Annotated in this window: 18 protein-coding genes and 1 pseudogene; 10 read left to right on the forward strand and 9 right to left on the reverse strand. The window is 34.2% G+C overall.

Annotation, left to right across the window (positions count from 1 at the left end):
• The first annotated feature begins 2 nt into the window (after nt 1-2).
• Genes JMA43_RS06880 through JMA43_RS06895 form a run of 4 tightly spaced genes read left to right on the forward strand, consistent with a single transcriptional unit; the run spans nt 3 to nt 3,625 of the window.
• A complete protein-coding gene (locus tag JMA43_RS06880) occupies nt 3-716 on the forward strand; it encodes a glycosyltransferase (protein WP_342155746.1) in 714 nt (237 codons plus the stop codon).
• On the forward strand, nt 717-1,340 hold the full coding sequence (locus JMA43_RS06885) for a lipid-A-disaccharide synthase N-terminal domain-containing protein (protein WP_342155747.1): 624 nt from the start codon (nt 717-719) through the stop codon (nt 1,338-1,340). It begins immediately after the preceding gene.
• Nucleotides 1,333-2,970: an ArnT family glycosyltransferase gene (locus JMA43_RS06890; RefSeq protein WP_342155748.1), complete on the forward strand. Its 1,638-nt coding sequence runs from the start codon at nt 1,333-1,335 to the stop codon at nt 2,968-2,970. Before JMA43_RS06885 ends, JMA43_RS06890 begins: the two co-directional genes overlap by 8 nt.
• Nucleotides 2,960-3,625 carry a hypothetical protein gene (locus JMA43_RS06895; RefSeq protein WP_342155749.1) on the forward strand — a complete coding sequence of 222 codons (666 nt, stop codon included), beginning with the start codon at nt 2,960-2,962 and terminating at the stop codon, nt 3,623-3,625. The genes JMA43_RS06890 and JMA43_RS06895 overlap by 11 nt, the downstream gene beginning before the upstream one ends.
• A 219-nt stretch (nt 3,626-3,844) precedes the next feature.
• Here JMA43_RS06895 and JMA43_RS06900 read toward each other — a convergent pair whose 3' ends face one another.
• The 4 genes from JMA43_RS06900 to JMA43_RS06915 all read right to left on the reverse strand — a co-directional run bounded on the left by JMA43_RS06900 (nt 3,845) and on the right by JMA43_RS06915 (nt 7,614).
• Nucleotides 3,845-4,741: a 3-hydroxyacyl-CoA dehydrogenase gene (locus JMA43_RS06900; protein ID WP_342155750.1), complete on the reverse strand. Its 897-nt coding sequence runs from the start codon at nt 4,739-4,741 to the stop codon at nt 3,845-3,847.
• A 71-nt stretch (nt 4,742-4,812) separates the two neighbouring features.
• The gene (locus JMA43_RS06905; RefSeq protein ID WP_342155751.1) at nt 4,813-4,992 is read right to left on the reverse strand and encodes a hypothetical protein; all 180 of its coding nucleotides are present in this window, start codon (nt 4,990-4,992) and stop codon (nt 4,813-4,815) included.
• Between the two features lie 77 nt (nt 4,993-5,069).
• The gene (locus tag JMA43_RS06910) at nt 5,070-5,912 is read right to left on the reverse strand and encodes a VOC family protein (protein ID WP_342155752.1); all 843 of its coding nucleotides are present in this window, start codon (nt 5,910-5,912) and stop codon (nt 5,070-5,072) included.
• A 193-nt stretch (nt 5,913-6,105) separates the two neighbouring features.
• Nucleotides 6,106-7,614: a carboxypeptidase-like regulatory domain-containing protein gene (locus tag JMA43_RS06915; protein WP_342155753.1), complete on the reverse strand. Its 1,509-nt coding sequence runs from the start codon at nt 7,612-7,614 to the stop codon at nt 6,106-6,108.
• A 490-nt stretch (nt 7,615-8,104) separates the two neighbouring features.
• On the opposite strand from JMA43_RS06915, the gene lpdA reads away from it, so the two are divergent.
• Nucleotides 8,105-9,496 carry a dihydrolipoyl dehydrogenase gene (lpdA, locus tag JMA43_RS06920; protein ID WP_342155755.1) on the forward strand — a complete coding sequence of 464 codons (1,392 nt, stop codon included), beginning with the start codon at nt 8,105-8,107 and terminating at the stop codon, nt 9,494-9,496.
• A gap of 243 nt (nt 9,497-9,739) precedes the next feature.
• Nucleotides 9,740-10,372, forward strand: a complete 633-nt coding sequence (locus JMA43_RS06925; protein ID WP_342155756.1) for a porin family protein — start codon at nt 9,740-9,742, stop codon at nt 10,370-10,372.
• A 101-nt stretch (nt 10,373-10,473) separates the two neighbouring features.
• Here JMA43_RS06925 and JMA43_RS06930 read toward each other — a convergent pair.
• The 3 genes and pseudogenes from JMA43_RS06930 to JMA43_RS06940 all read right to left on the reverse strand — a co-directional run bounded on the left by JMA43_RS06930 (nt 10,474) and on the right by JMA43_RS06940 (nt 12,597).
• Nucleotides 10,474-11,205, reverse strand: a pseudogene (locus tag JMA43_RS06930) (Dph6-related ATP pyrophosphatase).
• A gap of 270 nt (nt 11,206-11,475) precedes the next feature.
• Complete coding sequence (gene aroQ, locus JMA43_RS06935) at nt 11,476-11,889, reverse strand: type II 3-dehydroquinate dehydratase (protein WP_342155757.1); 414 nt, start codon at nt 11,887-11,889, stop codon at nt 11,476-11,478.
• An 87-nt stretch (nt 11,890-11,976) separates the two neighbouring features.
• Entirely contained in the window at nt 11,977-12,597 is a 621-nt protein-coding gene (locus tag JMA43_RS06940; RefSeq protein WP_342155758.1) for a porin family protein, read from the reverse strand.
• Between the two features lie 130 nt (nt 12,598-12,727).
• Between JMA43_RS06940 and xerD the strand changes: the two genes are divergently transcribed.
• Nucleotides 12,728-13,630: a site-specific tyrosine recombinase XerD gene (xerD, locus tag JMA43_RS06945; RefSeq protein ID WP_342155759.1), complete on the forward strand. Its 903-nt coding sequence runs from the start codon at nt 12,728-12,730 to the stop codon at nt 13,628-13,630.
• A 173-nt stretch (nt 13,631-13,803) separates the two neighbouring features.
• Nucleotides 13,804-14,751 (forward strand): aldo/keto reductase, encoded by a 948-nt coding sequence (locus tag JMA43_RS06950; protein WP_342155760.1) that lies wholly within the window; start codon nt 13,804-13,806, stop codon nt 14,749-14,751.
• 382 nt (nt 14,752-15,133) lie between these two features.
• On the opposite strand, the gene JMA43_RS06955 is transcribed toward JMA43_RS06950, so the two are convergent.
• On the reverse strand, nt 15,134-16,462 hold the full coding sequence (locus tag JMA43_RS06955; protein ID WP_342155761.1) for an NAD(P)/FAD-dependent oxidoreductase: 1,329 nt from the start codon (nt 16,460-16,462) through the stop codon (nt 15,134-15,136).
• 160 nt (nt 16,463-16,622) lie between these two features.
• Between JMA43_RS06955 and JMA43_RS06960 the strand changes: the two genes are divergently transcribed.
• Both JMA43_RS06960 and JMA43_RS06965 read left to right on the forward strand, forming a co-directional pair.
• A complete protein-coding gene (locus tag JMA43_RS06960) occupies nt 16,623-17,117 on the forward strand; it encodes an RNA polymerase sigma factor (RefSeq protein WP_342155762.1) in 495 nt (164 codons plus the stop codon).
• A complete protein-coding gene (locus JMA43_RS06965) occupies nt 17,117-17,734 on the forward strand; it encodes a hypothetical protein (RefSeq protein ID WP_342155763.1) in 618 nt (205 codons plus the stop codon). The genes JMA43_RS06960 and JMA43_RS06965 overlap by 1 nt, the downstream gene beginning before the upstream one ends.
• Before the next feature lie 88 nt (nt 17,735-17,822).
• On the opposite strand, the gene JMA43_RS06970 is transcribed toward JMA43_RS06965, so the two are convergent.
• Nucleotides 17,823-20,618: an alpha/beta hydrolase family protein gene (locus JMA43_RS06970; protein ID WP_342155764.1), complete on the reverse strand. Its 2,796-nt coding sequence runs from the start codon at nt 20,616-20,618 to the stop codon at nt 17,823-17,825.
• Between the last annotated feature and the right edge of the window lie 2 nt (nt 20,619-20,620).

Consider the following 20,620-nt stretch of genomic DNA (forward strand, 5'->3'; position numbering starts at 1 on the left):
ATATGAGTTACGAGTTTACGATAATTGTGCCTGTTTACAACGAGGAAGACAACCTAGAAAGGGTTGAAAAAGAGTTTAATAAATACTTTGAGATTGCTGCAAAACCTACCAAAGTTCTTTTTGTAAATGATGGTTCTAAAGACAAAAGTCAGGAACTTATTGAAACTATTTGTAAGCGTTCTCCAAACTTCGAGTATATTTCTTTTTTAGAAAACCGAGGATTGAGTGCTGCTATTAAAGCTGGATTTGATCATGTGGAAACTCCGCTTTTGGGGTATATCGACTCCGATTTACAAACAGCTCCAGAAGATTTCAACCTCTTACTTGAGCATATCGAAGCATACGATTTGGTAACTGGAGTACGTGCCAACAGAAAAGATTCGTTTGTAAAGAATATGTCTTCTACCATTGCAAACGGAATTAGACGTGCTTTTACACACGACGGAATGGACGACACCGGTTGCCCATTAAAGGTTATAAAAACTGATTATGCCAAACGAATTCCTATGTTTAAAGGCTTACACCGTTTTTTACCTGCCATGATTTTATTGCAAGAAGGAAAAATTATTCAAATTCCTGTACAGCATTTTCCTCGAATTGCAGGAACAGCAAAATTTGGGTTTTGGAACCGACTTATTGGTCCGCTTCAAGATTGTTTTGCCTATTTATGGATGAAGAAAAAATATATTAATTACACCATTGCTAAAAAAGGATAAATGGCAAATTGGGCAATATATTCCATTGGTTTTTTGGCACAAATACTTTTCTCTGGAAGATTAATTTACCAATGGATAAGCTCCGAGAAAAGCAAAAAAGTATTAACCCCATCTTTGTTTTGGAAGCTTAGTTTATTTGCTTCCTTTTTACTTTTTGTATACGGTTGGCTTCGCGACGACTTTGCAATAATGCTTGGGCAAATACTTACCTATTTTATATACATTAGAAACCTACAATTACAAGGAGAATGGCAAAAAGCACCCTTGTTATTACGCATTTTTTTATTTGTATTTCCAATCATCATTGTTGTGTATGGATACAATAATAATGTGTACGATATAGACGACCTTTTTAAAAACGAAAACATTCCGTTTTGGTTGTTAATTCTAGGTATTGTAGCGCAGGTATTGTTTACGTTTCGTTTTATTTACCAGTGGTTATATTCAGAAAAAAGAAAAGAATCTACACTACCCGCAGGCTTTTGGTTATTAAGTTTAATAGGTGCTTTGTTGATTTTAAGCTATGCTATTTTCAGGAAAGACCCTGTTTTGTTGGTTGGACATTCTTTAGGGACAATTATTTATGCGCGAAATTTATTTATTTTAAAAAAGCAACATGATTGAGTTTATCGAAAAACACCCTGTAAAAAGTTTTCTGCTTGTTTGTGCAGCTATATTTTTAGCTAATCTCGATGTTATTTATGTTAACATTATGGAAGCTAGAAATTTTGTAACCGCTCGAGAGATGCTCGTAAATCAAAATTGGATTCTTACCACCATGAACGATTTTCCGAGGTATGAAAAACCGCCTTTACCAACATGGTTAACTGCCATTAGCGCAGCTTTATTTGGGGTTCACAACTTATTTGGTCTCCGATTACCTGCAGCATTAGTTGCCATTTTATTGGTATATTTTACCTATAAAATATCAATGCTACTTTTCAGCAATAAAAAACTAAGCTTTTACACGGCGCTTATTCTTCCAACGTCATTCTATATTATTTTTTCTGGAAGAAATGGACAATGGGATATTTTCACGCACAGTTTTATGGTTGTAAGTATTTATTACACGCTAAAAATGCTGAAAGAAAATAATAAGTTGTGGTTCAATACCATAATTGCTGGCGTATTTTTTGGAGCTTCTTTTTTAAGTAAAGGTCCAGTTTCGTTATACGCATTATGGCTTCCATTTTTAATTGCAGTTGGAGTTGCATACCGAAAAGATGTAAAACGAAATCGTATTTTACCTTTTATTTTAACCCTTGTAATCGGACTCATAATCGGTGGTTCGTGGTTTGTTTATGTACGTTACGCCGATCCAAAATCGTTTTTAGATATCGCCACAGAAGAAGCCGCAAATTGGACAAGCTACAATGTTAGACCATTTTATTATTACTGGAGTTTTTTCACACAAAGTGGCATCTGGACAATCCCTGCTTTTGTTGCATTATTATTTCCGTATTTAAAAAATAAAGTGAGTAATAAACAAGGCTACATTTTCACTTTCACTTGGACTATTGCCGCAGTTGTTTTACTATCTATCATTCCTGAAAAAAAATCGAGATACTTATTACCAGTTCTCATTCCGATGGCTCTAAACACCGCTTTTTATATCGAATACATTACTAATAATTTTAAAACTTTCACCAAGGGAGAAAAAGCTCCTGTGTATTTTAACTTTGGACTTATAGCACTTATTGGGATTGTATTTCCTGTTGGCGGTTTTATCTTCTTAAAAGACAAATTAGATGGGTATTATTTAAGTTTTATACTGATTTCCGTAGCGCTTTTTGCTATTGTTTTTTTTATGTTTTATTTTCTTCGGAAGAAACAGCTTGAAAATGTATTTTACTTAACCATTGCTTTTATCATGGCTGTTATGGTTTTTGGTTTTCCGTTAGCGAATACTTTTAACAAAAATGAAAATTTTAACAATATTGACAAGCTTCAAACTTCATTAAAATTATATTCACTTGGCGAGCCAGCTCCAGAAATGATTTGGCATTTGGGCCATGCAGCTCCAGAAATAGAACATCATAAGGTTATTAATTTCCCTTCGGAAAATGAATTCGGAATTTTAACCAACCATGAAAACGAAGAAAAATTAAACCGTATCTTTGGCAAAACACATCAGATAGAATTTGTGGAAACTTTTGACATTAACTACACTGCAAATCCATCTGACAAAGCATACAAAAACAGACTTACGAGCAATTATTATATCATCAAAAAAAAAATAACAAATGAGTATTAACAAAACCGAAAAATTGGGCTACGCCTTTTTAGCCGTTGTTTTTATTTTCAGTTTGTATTTAGGCTTTACAAACGTCGATTACTTTAATAATGTTTTTACTGCAGAAGATAAAACTGTAGAAACTGGTACCGCTATTATGCTACTTTGCGTTAGTTTACTTTGTTTTTACCGACTGTTTAGCATTAGTAAAGGAAAATCGACTACTTGGAAGATAGGTGTTTTACTTTTTGCTATTCTTTTCTTTTTTGGCGCTGGTGAAGAAATTTCGTGGGGACAACGTATTTTCGGCATCGAATCGGGAGAGTATTTTTTACAAAACAACGCACAAAAAGAAACCAATTTACACAACTTAGTGGTTGGAGGTAAAAAGGTAAATAAAATAATTTTTAGTCAGTTACTAATGGTTGCAATGGTTATTTATTTAATTGCACTACCAATTATGTATCGAAAAATGGAATGGGTTAAAAATCTAGCAGATAATTTTGCAGTGCCTGTTGTAAAGTGGCATCAAACAATAGCTTTTATAATTTCTACTATTTTGGTGGCTATTATTCCTGCGGATAGAAAATGGGAAGTGTACGAACTAGCCTTCGGAATTATATTCTTTTTGATATTTTTATATCCATTAAATGGATACCTTTTCAATAAAAAATAAGATTGTCCGCAATCTGTCATAATGCACTGTCACCTCGAGCGAAGTCGAGAGATCATTTGACATAACAGCTTTAAATAGGGTCTCGACTCCGCCTGTCTGCCGACAAAGGCAGGCTCGACCTGACATTTTAATCTTGGTGTGGTATATTACGGATATTCAATTAAAAAACAAAGGCTAGTAAATTTACTAGCCTTTGTTTTTGGAAACAGATTTATCATGCTACTTTAAAAAATCTTTTTCTTGATATGCTGGGTTTGGATACTTGTAAAATCCTTCTCCTGTAGATGTTCCTAATTTTCCTTTATCGATAAAGTTCTCCTGTAAATAATCTGCCAAGTCTAATAACTCTTGGTTTTTACTAACTTCACCATTCATTTTAATAATATTATACGCCGTTTTAATTCCAATAATATCTAAAATTGCTATCGGTCCAAGTGGCGCTCCTGTTCCAACCATCCATGTTTTGTCAATACTTTCATGATCGGTAATATTTTTAGAAACCAAATTCGCAGCCGACGTAAATAACGGCACCAATAATGTGTTTAAAATATACCCTGGTTGTTCTTTTTGCAACGGAATAATAACCATTCCTAATGCTTTGGCAAAATCTACAATTTCATCATAGATTTTTGGGTCGGTTCCTGGGTGTCCCATAACCTCCGCCGTATTATGAATCCAAATTAAATTGGCAAAGTGTAAGTTTAAAAATCGAGTTGGTCTTCCCGTTGCCTCAGCAAATGTACTTGGAACCAAAGTTGATGAATTTGAAACAAATATTGTTTTCTCTGGAGCAACTTTTGAGAGCTTCTCGTAAAATTCTAATTTAATATTTACATTTTCAGGAACCGCTTCAACCAATAAATCGGCATCTGCTACCGATGCTGCTAAATCAGAAGTATAACTTAAATTGCTATACGTTTGATCTAGCTGCTCATCAGTTGCGTTAATGTCTTTTTTATAAGATTCTCTTAAATTATTAAATTTAGCTTTTGCTCTTTCAATTACCTCATCGTTTATGTCGTAAATAATTACTTTAAAACCTTTAAAGGCTGCTTGAAAAGCAATTTGATAACCTAACACACCACTTCCTGCTACTGTAACATTTTTTATGTCCATAATTCAAATTTATATATTTCATTACTATTTAATTTATGGTGTATTGTGGTGGTTTTTGATATATCTTTTTGTTAACGTCTTCCGCCTCCGTAAACGTCTATTCCCATACTAGGAACTACTCTTGGGCCGTGAGAACCCCAAACTACGTCTACTCCAGCGTGACTAGAAATGTGCGCATTTGCACACGATGTAATTGTAACGACGCTAATTATCATTACTATAATTGCAATAAACTTATATCTTTTTTTCATCTGTAATATTTTAAAAGTCAGATTGAATATTTATATTTTAACTCTAATTGTATCGTTTTTATTTCTGAAAAAAGCTACTATTTAGTATAGTTTTGTATACAAACAGTTGCTCCGTGCGGGTCTTCAAAAACTATAATTGTTCCTTGTCTAACATTAACATCTGGCTTGATATACACATGAGCATCGGTTTGCTGAAGCTTTGTATAAGTCCCGTTAATATCAGATATTTTGATGTAAGGAACCCATTGTGAAGTTGCTCCTTCTAACGGATTTTTCATCATTCCGGCTACACTTTCGTCATTACTATTTTTAAATACCCAATAAAGTCGGTTATCATCTTTTGTTAAGGTAGCATCTAACTGAAGTACCTTAGTGTAAAAATTAATACTCGTATCTACATCTGAACTCCATAATTCTTCCCAAATCCATTTTCCTTCAGTATTTTCTAATAACGACATTGCAGGATTGGCAGTTTGGATAAATGAAAACTTCTCTCCCAATGGTCCTTCTAAAATTGCTTGTTCTCCAACATATTGACCAATCGTAAACTTATCGATAATCACACGTCCGCCTTGTGCTTTAAAATTTTTAATCGATGCGTCGATATCGCTTGTTTTTACGGAAGCAATCCATGTAGAAGCATCGGCATTTTTAATTTCAATCATACTGCCAATTGGCTTCCCATTGTTACTGATAATACTTAGGTTTTGTCCGTTTAAACTGATGTCTTTAAATGTCCAATTACAAATTTTGGCATAAAAAGTTTTGGAAGCCTCAATGTTTGGAGTTACCAAATTGTACCAAACAATTCCGCCATAATTTTGCACCGCACTTGGTTGATTTTCATAAAAATCTTTGGCTGTTACCGCATGTACCATCGTTAGGGCAAGCATGCAAATACAAATAATTTTTTTAGTCATAAATTCAATTTTAATTAAATTTTGTTTTGTTTTTTTTCCACAAGGAAAATGTTTTCAGTATACAACTGAACTAAAAGCAATACATGTCATAGCATATAGCTACACCAAGTGCATTGCTTTATTTTTTAAGTTTGTTTGAATGATTATTATTTCTAAGAGGAAAGAGGGAATTCTTGTATAAAGGTACTGAATTTTATTCATCTAAACTCTTAAATTTTTTAATTGCTTCGTTTGGAGGCAAAATATTATACCCCTCCCAAAAAGACGCATCGTAATTAGGTAAATAGGTTGGAATGATATTTGGCTCTGGAGTAAAGTTTTCAAAAGTTTCCTCCGATAAATTTTCAGTATTAAAAACTACCAACTCATTTTTTATTACATTCTCTAACGTAAAATCTACATGTGTAGCCACTTCGTTTTGCTTGCGTCGCCCTTTTACATTTTTATTCTTTTCGATGATGGACAACGGTCTATCAAAACCTATTTTCTCGGCGCTTGTTTCTTCTACATATTTAAGGCTGTATTTACCTCTTGCATTTTTTTCATACAGAAAAGTGCCTTTTAAAAGATAATCGAGGTAGGAAATCCCAAAAAGGTTTACTTTTTTTAAGGGTTTTACATTTTCATAATCCAACCGAATCACTGCAAAATCGTCGGCATTTACATACATAACTCCTTTAAAATCGGCACCGCCACTTGGTTGAAAACTTATTTTATACACCAAGTTTCTGTTTACATACACAACATCGTCTAGATTAAAATCGTACTTTCTATCTTTGTGAATAAAGTTTAAATCGCTATCCTCGTAAACAAAGTTTTTACGAAGTACATTTTGTAAATAGCCTGTTCTGTATTTCAAAAAATTTTCTTTGCGTTTTTGTTCTTTTTCCTGCTGATGTGCTACCAACGTATCTAAAGATTCATCTTCAAAGAATGACGAATCTATATCGGATTTGGCGCCTATAATTCCCGATTTAATTTTAAAATACGAATCGCGTTTTACGTGCTTTCGCATGATGCGTTGCAACTTTTCTTCCACTCCTTTAAAAGACAGTTCGTTATTTTTATCATACAACTCGGAAGCTCTTACAATAGCCAATTTTAATTGCTGATTTTCTTCTTCCAATTTCACATACATATCTGCCAAAATTTCGGTATGATACGACGATTTATTGGGCAGTGCGCTCAAAATACTGTCGGTAAATTGCTGATTAATTTCTGGAATAGAACTCTCCTTAATCTTTACATTTTTATCCAACACATTGGTATAATCAGACGTTCTAAAAAACATGCGTTGCTCCACAAAATCGGTATCGTAATTTTTGTTTAAACTATCCTGCACTTTTTCAATAATTTCGTCAACTGTGTACGTTTTATTCAGTACAATTACTTCATCTAGTTCTATTTCGTTTACTTCCAAAGCAATTACTTCCGCAGAAAAATTTAACGCCGAGAAATGTTTTTCTTTAAACCCCAAACAACTTATAAAAATCGAATCGGTGGGCTTAAAATCTTGGTCGACATTCAAAACAAAATCTCCAGTTTCTGTTGAAATCACTCCATTTTCATTGTTTAAAGAAACCGTGGCAAACGGAATTGGCTCTTTGGAAACCGAATCTATAATTTTCCCTTCAAAAGTATGTTGCGAAAACAGCGACATTGAACTTAAATAACAAAATAAAAAAAAGTATAAGTGCTTCATAAAGTATTGTTTAAAGTCGAAAATAAGCGATAAATAAAATGTAAAAACTGATTTTAGGTTTTTGTTAAGGATGTTTTGAAGAAATTTTAACAGAATGAAGGGTTTCATGATCAACCTCAATTCATTAAAAATGAAACTTTAAATCTTTTTCTTTTTATAATGTTTTCATTTTTGTCTTGACACAAAAACGAAACAAAAAAGTCAAGACTGATTTAAAAAGCATGAAAAAATCTACGGAAACAACCGCCACAGATAAAAAGAACTCGCTTCGCTCAAACAACTTTTTATCTTTCTCCCATTACTGCTTCCTTGATTTCCAAAACTTTTTAAATAGGTCGGTTTGGATTTCTACCATAAATTAACCAACCAACTATCACGATTTTAATTGGTTTGTGATGAAGTGTCCAAAAACTTAAAAAAATTTACCCTTTAGAAAGTTATTCCGTAACTTCGTAACCGCAAAATTTTAGATAAACAAAAAATCTACGATATGAGTAAATACGATGTAATCGTTTTAGGTAGTGGTCCTGGTGGCTACGTTACTGCCATTCGCGCATCGCAACTCGGTTTTAAAACTGCTGTTGTTGAAAAAGAGAACCTTGGAGGTGTATGTTTAAACTGGGGGTGTATCCCAACGAAAGCCCTTTTAAAATCGGCTCAAGTATTTGAATACTTAAAACATGCTGACGATTACGGTATCAAGGTAAAAGATGTTGATAAGGATTTTGACGCTGTTGTAAAGAGAAGTCGAAATGTTGCTGAAGGAATGAGCAAAGGTGTTCAGTTCTTGATGAAGAAAAATAAAATTGATGTACTTGAAGGATTTGGAACTTTAAAATCTGGAAAGAAAATCGATGTAAAAGATAAAGACGGAAAAACTACCGAGTATAGTGCCGACCACATTATTATTGCTACAGGAGCACGCTCTAGAGAATTACCAAGTCTTCCTCAAGATGGTAAAAAAGTAATTGGTTACCGCGAGGCGATGACGCTCCCTAAGCAACCAAAGAAAATGATTGTTGTAGGTTCTGGAGCTATCGGGATTGAGTTTGCTTACTTCTACAACTCTATGGGAACCGAAGTTACTGTAGTAGAATACCTACCAAACATTGTTCCTGTTGAAGATGAAGACGTTTCTAAACAATTAGAGCGTAGCTTTAAAAAAGCAGGTGTAAAAATTAAAACTTCGGCAGAAGTTACCAAAGTTGATACTTCTGGAAGTGGCGTAAAAGCTACTATTAAAACTAGCAAAGGTGAAGAAGTTTTAGAAGCAGACATAGTTTTATCGGCTGTAGGAATTAAAACTAACATTGAGAACATTGGTTTAGAAAATGTTGGAATTGCTACCGACCGCGATAAAATATTGGTAAACGATTACTACCAAACAAACATACCTGGTTATTACGCTATTGGAGATGTTACACCTGGTCAAGCTTTAGCGCACGTTGCTTCTGCGGAAGGAATTTTATGTGTTGAAAAAATTGCAGGAATGCATGTAGAGCCTTTAGATTACGGAAACATTCCAGGATGTACATACGCAATGCCAGAAATTGCATCGGTTGGTCTTACAGAAAAGCAAGCCAAAGAAAAAGGATACGAACTTAAAGTTGGTAAATTCCCATTTTCTGCTAGTGGTAAAGCAAAAGCTGGAGGAAATGCAGACGGTTTTGTTAAAGTTATTTTTGACGCAAAATACGGTGAGTGGCTTGGTTGCCATATGATTGGCGCTGGTGTTACCGATATGATTGCTGAAGCTGTAGTTGCTAGAAAATTAGAAACTACTGGGCACGAAATTTTAAAAGCAGTGCATCCGCATCCAACAATGAGTGAAGCTGTTATGGAAGCAGTTGCTGAAGCATACGGAGAGGTAATTCACTTATAAGAATACTCTTTAAACAATATAAAAACGGTGTTTACAAAATAGTAAACACCGTTTTTTTTGACAATAATCTAAATTTTTTCTTCAAAACACATTTCCGAAGTCATTTCAAAAATGTTAAATTATTTTTATAAAAGTCTGAATGACAACAACCTCCATCCTTTACCTTAAAAAATAGACTACTTTCTTTGTGTTTGTAGATTTTATTCTACATATATTTGCATCCGAATTTAAAAAATATTGAACATGAAGAAATTATTTTTTATCGCTGTAGCGGCACTAGGATTTGCAACTACAACATATGCACAAGAAATTAGTTATGGTGTGAAAGGTGGTACAAACTTTTCAAACTTAAGTGGAGACAATGGCGGAATTGACAACTACCGTGTTGGTCTTTACGGAGGTGTTTTTGCTGAATTTGGATTAACAGACAGAATCTCTATTCAACCAGAGGTTTTATATTCTTCTCAAGGAGCACACGAAACATTCAAAACTTTTGATGCTGCAGGTGTTACATCTGAAGAATACACAATGAGATTGGAGTACTTAAATGTACCTGTTATGTTTAAATACGAAATCTACAACGGATTAAATGTACAAGTTGGTCCACAAATTGGTTTCTTATTAAATGCAGAGCAAAGAGTTGAAGCTGGTAACAACGGTTATACAGTATACGACGAAACTGTAAACATTAACGAATATATTACCGATGTAAACTTTGGAGTAAACTTTGGTTTAGGATATGAGTTTAATAACGGACTTTTCTTTGACGGGCGTTACAACCTTGGGGTAACAAATATTGCTCAAGAAGATAATCTTCCTTCTGGAACTGAGTTTAAAAACCATACATTCCAAGTTGGAGTTGGATACAAGTTTTAAAAAATCTATAAACTTTTCATTTACTTAATTATCGTTTTCATTTATAGATTTTATTCCATGCCTCGTAATTTTTACGAGGCATTTTTTATTATTTTATTTTTCTACGGAACCAACAAATCGCAATACCAAAAAGCGGTATCCCACTGTTGACTATCAGCGTCTTTGAAGCATTGGTCTTCACTATCATCTGTAGGCTTGTACTGTTTTAATACCTTCTCTCCTAGTTTAAAATCTACTGGAGAATTGAAGATAGGACCATCAAAAACAAAAGTATGGAACTCTCCATTCTCTCCGCAAGGGTCTACACCTTCAGGTAAATCGGATAAAAATTGTTTGTCTAAAATTCTTCCCACAAACGATTCGCCCAACAACTTTGCATTCACACACACCGTTATTGCTTTAAATCCTAAATCGATAAATTCTAACAACAACTCTTTTGTGTCTTGCTTCCAAAGGGGAAATTCGGCTTTAATGCCTACTTCTCTTAACCTTTCTACTCGATACGCTTTTAAATCTTCTAAAAAAATATCTCCAAAAACAGTATGTGTATAACCTTCCGCTTTTAGAGTTTGTATTGTTTTTTTCATAGCATCGTCATAGGCAGACATCGAAACATTTCCAGAAAGCGCTATTGTTTTTAACGGAATCCCGATACACTAAGCTTGTTTGAAAAGTAGTTCATTTCGAAGTCCGTGCATCGAAACTCTATCTAAATCTGTGTTTATGGTGGTTACCAAACTTTGGATTGTAAACTCATTTTGCGATAACATTTTGTACAAAGCCAACGCACTGTCTTTTCCTGTACTCCAGTTAAAATATGTTTTATGAGGCATAGTTAGATGGTAGTTGATAGTTGATAAAACTATTAAAAATTAAAAGATTGAAAGATTTAAAAATTATGCAATTCAGCACATTAACAATTGTTTATCTTTAATCCGTTTCCACAATTCTTCTGCTGTTACCTCGAGCCTGCCTTTGTCAGCAAATAGGCGGAGTAGAAAGGGTATGATTAAATAGTTAAACTAAATGTGATATCTCGACTTCGCCTCGATATGACAAAAATCAACTTAACAGTTAAACAATTCAACGATTACACAATAATACTATAAAAAACTCTGAACTGCTAAGTCATAGCTTTGCATACCAAAACCCAAAATAACACCTTTTGCATTTAGAGAAATATACGACTGATGACGAAAGGCTTCTCTACCAAAAGTGTTAGAAATATGCACCTCAACAACAGGCGTAGTAATCCCTTTTATGGCATCTCCAATACCGATAGATGTATGCGTATAAGCACCCGCATTAAGAATAATACCATCGTAATCAAACCCTACTTCATGTAATTTGTTTATCAATTCGCCTTCTACATTAGATTGGTAATATTCAATTGAAATATCTTTAAATTTCTGCTGAAGTAATTGTAAATAATCTTCAAATGTTTGCGAACCGTATATTTCTGGTTCACGTTTTCCTAGCAAATTTAAATTTGGTCCGTTTATGATGATTAGTCGCATAGTATTATTTTCAGTAAAAGTAAAAAATTAATCATAAAAAAACGGGAGCAATTACTCCCGTTCATTTTATACTAATAATCTGTTCAATTAAAAGAAGTATCCAACAGATAATTGAAATACTCCGTTTTTAACATCCCCATCACCTTCTTCATAATCTGCTATGTTTGTTAAACCTAAATTGTAACGACCATCAAAGAAAAGTCCATTTTTTAGTTGATAACCTAGACCAAAATTCAAACCAAAGTCAAGAGTTTTAAAATTATCTTTAATATCTTCACTAGCAGAGAAATCTCCTGTTTCTGCTTCGCTTTCTGCCTTCAATAGAAATCCTATTTGCGGTCCTGCCTGAATACTAAAACCATCAGCGACATAATATTTTGCCATTAATGGAATATTTAAATTATTAAACTTAGCGACTAAGTCAATATCTCCAGATAATAAATCACTATAATCTGAAGCATCTTCTTCTCCCTTAGCTCCCTGAGCAGAATACATGATTTCTGGTTGGATTGAAAATTTTTCAGAAATTGGAAATTCAGCAACAGCTCCAAAATGAATTGAAGTCCTGCTATCTAAATCCTCAACTTCATCCCCTCTTAAATTTGCAAAGTTTAGACCTGCCTTAGCTCCAAATTTAAAATCTTGAGCATTAGAAACACATACAAATGCTATTAAAGCAAATACGGTAATCACATAATTTTTTTTCATGATTAATAAAATTTTACTGTTTGGTTTAACTAATATATAAATTTCAAACCTAAACAAAGTAAATAATCTATAAAAATATAGTTTATTTACATAAATATAAATACAATCAGTTTTTCAGTAACTTTACACCATGAAATGGAGCCATGCACTAGTAGATTATCAAAATTATTTAAAAATAGAAAGAGGACTTTCTAAAAATTCTATTGAAAATTACAGCTTAGATGTGCAGAAGCTCACACTTTTTTTGGAAGCTCATCAAATAGAAACTTCGCCCTTAAAAGTAACTTCAGAAACTATACAAGACTTTATTTATACAACTGCAAAAAGTATCAATGCGCGTTCGCAAGCGCGGCTAATTTCAGGACTGAAAAGTTTTTTTAACTATTTGGTTTTTGAAGATTATCGAGCCGACAATCCTATGGAATTAATTGAAGCGCCAAAAATTGGTCGCAAACTTCCAGATACACTTGCCCTCGAAGAAATTGACGAAATCATTGCGAGTATCGACCTTAGTACTCCCGAAGGAGAACGTAACCGTACAATGCTCGAAACGCTGTATAGTTGCGGACTACGGGTTTCTGAACTTGTAAATCTTAAAATATCAGACCTTTTTTTTGATGAAGGTTTTATTAAGGTGACAGGAAAAGGTGACAAACAACGTTTTGTTCCGATAGCACCTGCCACCATTAAATATATCAACATCTATATTACTGAAATTAGAGTTCACGTACCAACTCAAAAAGGCTTTGAAGATTTTGTTTTTTTAAATCGACGCGGAAAAAACCTCACGCGTGCCATGATTTTCACGGTTATTAAAAGAGCTACCGAAGTGGCAGGAATCAAAAAAAATATCAGTCCGCATACCTTCAGGCATTCTTTCGCTACGCACCTTTTACAAAGAGGTGCCGACCTTCGCGCCATTCAACAAATGTTGGGCCATGAAAGCATTACTACTACAGAAGTTTATATGCATTTAAACCGAAACGACTTAGCAGCAACAATACAGACGCATCATCCGAGAAAAGATTTTTAACTTTTTGTTATCGTAAAATCTACAATTAAATTGAGAACTTTATAGTTGCATATACGTGCAATGATAAGTTTTTGAAATTAATTAAGTTGAAATAATTTTCACGTTTAGATAGATTCTTCTGTCATAAATAGTGAAAGTTAACCGACTTGTTATAACCAAATAAAAAGATACAGATGAAATTTTACACATTACAAAACAAACAAAAGCTTCCAGCCATCGGTTTAGGAACTTGGAAATCTGACACCGGAAAAGTTGGAGAAGCAGTTTTAGAAGCCATCAAAGCTGGTTATAGACATATTGATTGTGCTTCGGTTTACGGCAATGAAGCTGAAATTGGCACGGCTCTACAAACAGCCTTTAAGGAAGGCTTGGTAAAAAGAGAAGACTTGTGGATTACGTCAAAACTTTGGAACAATGCGCACGAAAGTGATAAAGTAATACCAGCACTAAAACAAACTTTAAAAGATTTACAACTCGATTATCTCGACTTATACCTCATCCACTGGCCTGTTGCTTTTAAAGCTGATGTTGGATTTGCGAGCAAAGCCGAAGAGTTTCTAACTCCGGAAGAAGCCCCGATTATCGAAACTTGGAAAAAAATGGAGGAAGCCTACAACAACGGATTGGTAAAAAGTATTGGAGTTTCAAACTTCAGTATGAAAAAACTAAAAGATCTCTTGGTAGATGCTACACACGCTCCGCAAGTTAATCAAGTTGAGTTACACCCGCTCTTACATCAAGAAGAATTATTGGAGTTTTGCAGTAACAATTCAATTATTTTAACTGGGTATTCTCCGTTAGGCTCAAGCGATCGTTCGCAAGAAATGAAAAAAGACAACGAACCTAATTTACTCGAAAACGAAGTAATTGTTTCCATCGCTAAAAAACATAATTGCTCTCCTGCACAAGTACTTTTGAGTTGGCATTTAAGTAGAGGAACCGCTGTAATTCCGAAGTCGACTAACCCAAGAAGGATAAAAGAAAACTTAGAGAGTTATCAAATCTCGCTAACAGAAGAAGATTTACAAAAAATAAAAACCTTAGACAAAGGTTATCGTTACGTAGATGCTAAGTTTTTTGAGGTGCCAAATGGTCCTTATAAAAATATTTACGACGAATAGAAAACAATTTTAACGTGAGTTCGAAATATGAATGATGAATATGTAATAAAATTGACCTATTTAAAAAGTATTGAAAATCAAGGAAGCAGCGTGGGCTGATAGATAAAAAGCTGTTTGAGCGTAGCGAGTTCTTTTTATCTGTGGAGGATGATTCCGTAGATTTTCTCGTACTTTTTAAATCTGTCTTGACTTTTTTGTTTCGTTTTTGTGTCAAGACAAAAATGAAAATATTACTAAATAATTGAAAAGCAAATAGTTGACCCTTACTCGTATTGACATTTATATCGAACTGAGGTTATTTTAATATTATGGGACTATCTAAAAAGTTTAGTTTTTATCAAACTGAGCTTAATATAGTCCCTTAATATTTGTGTTTTAAATCCTATCCTGTAACATCTTCAGCAGTGTTTTTTGGACTGCTTACTAATGTGTTTTTATATTTTTTATACGGACGAATAATAAGTCGTGCTTCACGGTCAAAACGAATGTAATTATACACCCAATTCGTAAAAACCACTACCCGATTTCTAAATCCGATTAAGAAAAATAAGTGTACAAACATCCACACAAACCAAGCAAACATCCCTTGAAATTTGTAGTTTGGCATATCGACAACGGCTTTGTTTCTCCCAACAGTGGCCATGGTTCCTTTGTCTTTGTATTGAAAAGGCACCATTTGATTTTTAGACTCTAAAAAGCTTACTAAGTTTTCTCCTAAATGTTTTCCCTGCTGAATAGCAACTTGCGCTACCATAGGATGCCCCTGCGGATATTCTTCAGAAGTCATACATGCAACATCGCCTATGGCAAAAATATTTTCGTAGCCTTCAACCTTATTAAACTCATTAACTTTAAATCGGTTACTAAAAGTGATACAATCTTTAGCATCAATTCCTTTTATCGTTTCGCCTTTTACACCCGCAGCCCAAATTAGCGTTGCAGTATTAAAAGTTAAATCGGTATTTGTTGTTACTAAGTCGCCATCGTAACTAGTTACTCGCGTATTTTTCCAAACATGAACTCCTAAGTCTTCCAAATAATCTTCAGCTTTTTCAGAAGCTTTAGCACTCATCCCTTTTAAAATAGAATCGCCCGATTGCACAATATTAATTTGTGCGCGTCGCGTATCTAAGTCGGGATAATCTTTAGGTAAAATTCCTTTTTTTATTTCTGCTAAAGCACCAGCCAATTCCACTCCTGTTGGCCCCGCCCCTACAATTACAAAATTCATCAACGCATCTTGTCGGTCAAGACTATCGGTAAGCAGTGCTTCTTCAAAGTTTTCAAGAATTAAACTTCTTAAATTTAAAGCTTCAGGCACCGTTTTCATAATCATACTATTCGCCTCGATTTCTTTATTTCCGAAGAAATTAGTGCTCGAACCAGTTGCCAATACCAGATAATCATATTTTAACGGACCAATATCTGTTTGAATTGTATTTGTTGCTGAATCTACAGCGTCAACATGCGCCAATCGAAAATAAAAATTAGGATATTTTGAAAGAATTTTCCGAATCGGATACGCAATAGAATCGGGTTCCAAACCACCTGTTGAAACTTGATATAGCAATGGTTGAAACGTGTGGTAATTATGTTTATCAAGTAAAACTACCTGCATTTCTTGCTTGGCGAGCTTTTTTGCCAAAGCAACGCCACCAAAACCTCCACCAATAATTACAACACGAGGAAAGCTAGTTTGTGGTATGTTCATATACAATTGTTTACATCAAATGTAAAGTTATTCTTTTAAAAAAACTTCCTAAACACCATACTTTCCGTATCAAAAAATAAATCTTTCTGCTAATTATTTTATGCAACATGTAACAAACTACTATCTTTAGCTACTAATTAAACAACAGCTAACCATTTTTGTGACAAAAGAACTCGAACATAAATTTGTTAATGAACTCGAAGAGAATCAAAACATCGTACATAAAATATGTAAGATTTATACTGATTGTCCCGATGCTCACAACGATTTATTTCAGGAGATTACCATTCAATTATGGAAAGCATACCCCAAGTTTAGAGGCGATGCAAAATTTAGTACCTGGATGTATCGTATAGCGCTCAACACGGCCATTACACTGTATAGAAAATCGAAACGCGAAGTAAAAACACAAGATTACGATTCGGTTTTACACAAAGTGAAAGCTACTTCTTACGACGACACAGAAGAGCAACAATTAAAGTTGATGTACGACGCTATAAAACAGTTAAACGATATTGAAAAAGCGCTTGTCTTTTTGTATTTAGAAGACAAAAATTACAAAGAAATATCGGACACTATGGGAATTTCTGAAGTAAACGCCCGTGTAAAAATGAACAGAATTAAAACCAAACTTAAAACTATACTTAATCCATAATGGACGAATTAGAATTATTAAAAAAAGATTGGCAAAAAAAGGAAAATGAATTTCCTAAGGTTTCGCATGAAGCCATCTATGCTATGCTGTTAAAGAAGTCTTCTTCTTCGATTAAGTGGATTTTTTATATTAGCATGCTCGAGCTTGCCTTTGGAATTATCTTAACGCTATTATACCATCCTTCATTCGAAAAAGAGTTTAATCTGCCGAAATGGCTTGATTATCTTCCATATTTTTCAATGCTTATTATTGTATATTTTATCATTCAGTTTTATAATAACTACAAGCGAGTTACCACAACCTCATCTATTAAAGGATTGTTAGAAAGCATATTTAAAGCTCGTAAATCGGTTAGACAATATGTTGTTATCAATCTTGTTTTTGGAGGTCTTTTAATGATTTTTGTTGCGTTGTTTGTAACGATAAGTCAATTTGGAGGTTGGGATAAATTTATTGCTGAAATCACTTTTAAACAGCTAGCAGTAATGAGCGCGCTTATTATTATACTCACTGCTGTTATGATTGGTTTTTTCCTAGGTATTTATTACCTCCTCTACGGAATACTTACAAAACGATTAAAAAGAAATTACAACGAACTTAAGAAAATGGAGGTTTAAATACTTCTTCTTATTTCTTCATAAAAACAAAAAACGCTGCAAAGTAATTTACCTTGCAGCGTTTTTTGTAAAAATACTAAACGATAACCTAATACCCTTTATTAAATTCTTTTTCTTTAGCTGGGCGTCCTTTCGTCATCCAATCTGGTGCTTTTTCTCCTTTTAAATAATGATCAAAAAACTGCATCATTCTAATCGATAAGTCTTTTCTATTTCCCCAACTATCTCCTTTCAAATTGTGAGGTTCATTATTGTATGAAAGCATCCAAACAGGCTTGTCTAATCTTCGTAAAGCAACAAAAAATTCAATTCCTTGGTACCATGGCACTGCACCATCTTTATCATTATGCATCATCAATAAAGGCGTTGTAATATTTGGTGCTTTGAAAAGTGGCGAATTCTCAACATACAAATCAAATTCATCCCAAAGCGTTCCTCCAATTCTACTTTGCGTATGCTCGTACTGAAACATTCTACTCATTCCTGTACTCCAACGGATTCCTCCATAAGCACTTGTCATATTACTTACTGGAGCTCCTGCCATTGCCGCAGCAAACTTATCGGTTTTTGTAATGATATAAGCGGTTTGGTATCCTCCCCAACTTTGTCCTTGCAATGCCAAATGGTCGCTATCGATAAAGCTGTATTTTGCTTCCATAGCCTCAATTCCACTTACAATACAGTTGTAAGCACTTTCTCCTGGATGTCCTTCTTTGTAAACAATGTCTGGAATAAAAATTATATAATTGTTACTTGGGTAAAACACCTTGTTTATTGTAGATCTACTTGGTGTAGGATCATAAAAGCGGTGGTAGCTATCCGAAAGTCTTTCATAAAAATACGATACTAACGGATACTTTTTCGATGGATCTAAATCTTCCGGAACATATAAAAGTCCTTGTAACTTTACACCATCGTAGTTAGTCCAACTTTCTAAACTTACTTTCCCCCATTTGTATTTCCCTAATTGTTGCTGACCATCGGTAACTTTAACTGGATTTTTAAATGAAGTTGTTGTTTTCCATAAATCTGGATATTGCGTATAAGTCTCCTTACTATACACTAAAACATCTGCATTTTTTGCTTTTAAAGGAGTTCCAAAACTAAAATCGTCAAACACAATGTTTGATGGAGCTCTCTCGTTTAACAGATTTGCATATGCATAACCCGCCTTTTTGGTTTCCTCATTAAATACAGATACCAGTGCTTTTTTAGGTGAAATAAATTCTTCATCTCTATCCAACTGAAGATATCTGTATTCAGTTTTTGAAGTCCTTCCATTGGTAGTAACATTTTTAGGATTTGACGCTCCTGATGGATCTATTTTCCAAATATCATATCGGTCGTAAATAAAAACAGCTTCGTCTTTTTCAGTCCATCCTGCAACTCCATACGGACGTGGGTCTGTAGGTGAATCGTTCAACTCGTCGTAAAACGGCACTTCAAGTTGTGCTGTTAACGCTTGATGTTTTTGAGTAGAAAGATTGATACTGTAGTAGATGCTGTCGTTTCTGTTGTAATACACTGCGTATTTTTGCGACGGACCAATCCAAATACGATTTTGACCTTCTACAAGCTTCGTTTTTTGTCCGGTTTCAGTATCAATTAAATAATAATCGTTTATAAAAAGTGCCGACCAAGAAGATGCTTTTCTATACGCTTCATCGGTATTTCCAATGGCATATTTTAAATTTCCGTCATCATACAAATGAACATCTGGCACCAAAGTATCTTCCAATTGCAAGGCTTTTTTTCCTTCAAAATCGTACACCGCCAAGTACGTTTTTCTTTGGTCTTTTTTAGCATTTAGCTTTTGCATTGGCTGTAATTCGGTATCGGTCCACGACCAAACGTCCAAACCTTCTCGCTCAACGCCCAATAAAGTATCTTTTACATGCTCTACTTTTGCTTTTGCTGTTCCAAAAAATAAGCGTTTGCTATCGTCTGAAAAATAAACCTTTTGATAATCTGACGGTTGCCATCCGTTTGGCAACTTCGCTATCGAGCTTTCATTAATCTGAGAAATAGCATTCGTTGCGCCAACATAAAGCTGATAATTTTTAACATCGGTAGTGTCCTTAGAAAGTAAAAAACCTAAACGACTCCCGCTTTTATCCAAAGCCGTTTGTTTGATAATTCCTTCTGAAGTAAAAATAGTGTCCGTTTCTTTTGTGTTTCCATCGAACTTTACCAAGGTACTTTTAGTCCCTAATGAATCTTTTTCTTCTTGACTAAAAACCAAAATATTTTCTGACTTTGACCAAGTGTAGGCTTCTACATTTTTAAAAGCGATACTGTCTTTCGTAAGCGGATTAAAAGCTACCAAAACGGTATCATTTTTAGCTTTTTTCTTTTTAGTTGGTTTTGCTTCAGCTTCATCTGTAATTGTATCATTTTCTTCTACATCAACAGGTTTAGCTCCCTTTACAATAGTTTTATACGCCAGCCAATTTCCACCTTCTTCAGGTAATTGAAATCCGCTATTATCGGCGTATTTAAAGGTTTGATTCGTTTTAAAAACAAAAATCCCCAACGTATCTTTTACGCGTTTGCTTTTCTTTGTTTTTTCGGTTTCTTCTTTTCTTCGAATGTCAATTGGAGCTTTAATTTTAAAAGCTACAAAATTACTATTCCCGCTGATGGAAGCATCGTATCCACGCGCAATAGAATCGGTTTTTCCAGTAGTTAAATTCGTAATTACCAACGTACCATCGCCCATGCCTGGGTTGTATTCGTACACCAGATACTGTCCGTTTTCCGATAATTGTTTGTGCTGAATTTGTTTCCAAGTATCAAAATCGGATACCGAAATTGATTTTTTTTGTGCTGTGAGGGAAACTGTGAAAAGAATAAATAATAGTAGGAATGGGTTTGTTTGTCTCATTC

It is taken from the genome of Joostella sp. CR20 (assembly GCF_038433465.1).
Taxonomy (GTDB): Bacteria; Bacteroidota; Bacteroidia; order Flavobacteriales; family Flavobacteriaceae; genus Galbibacter.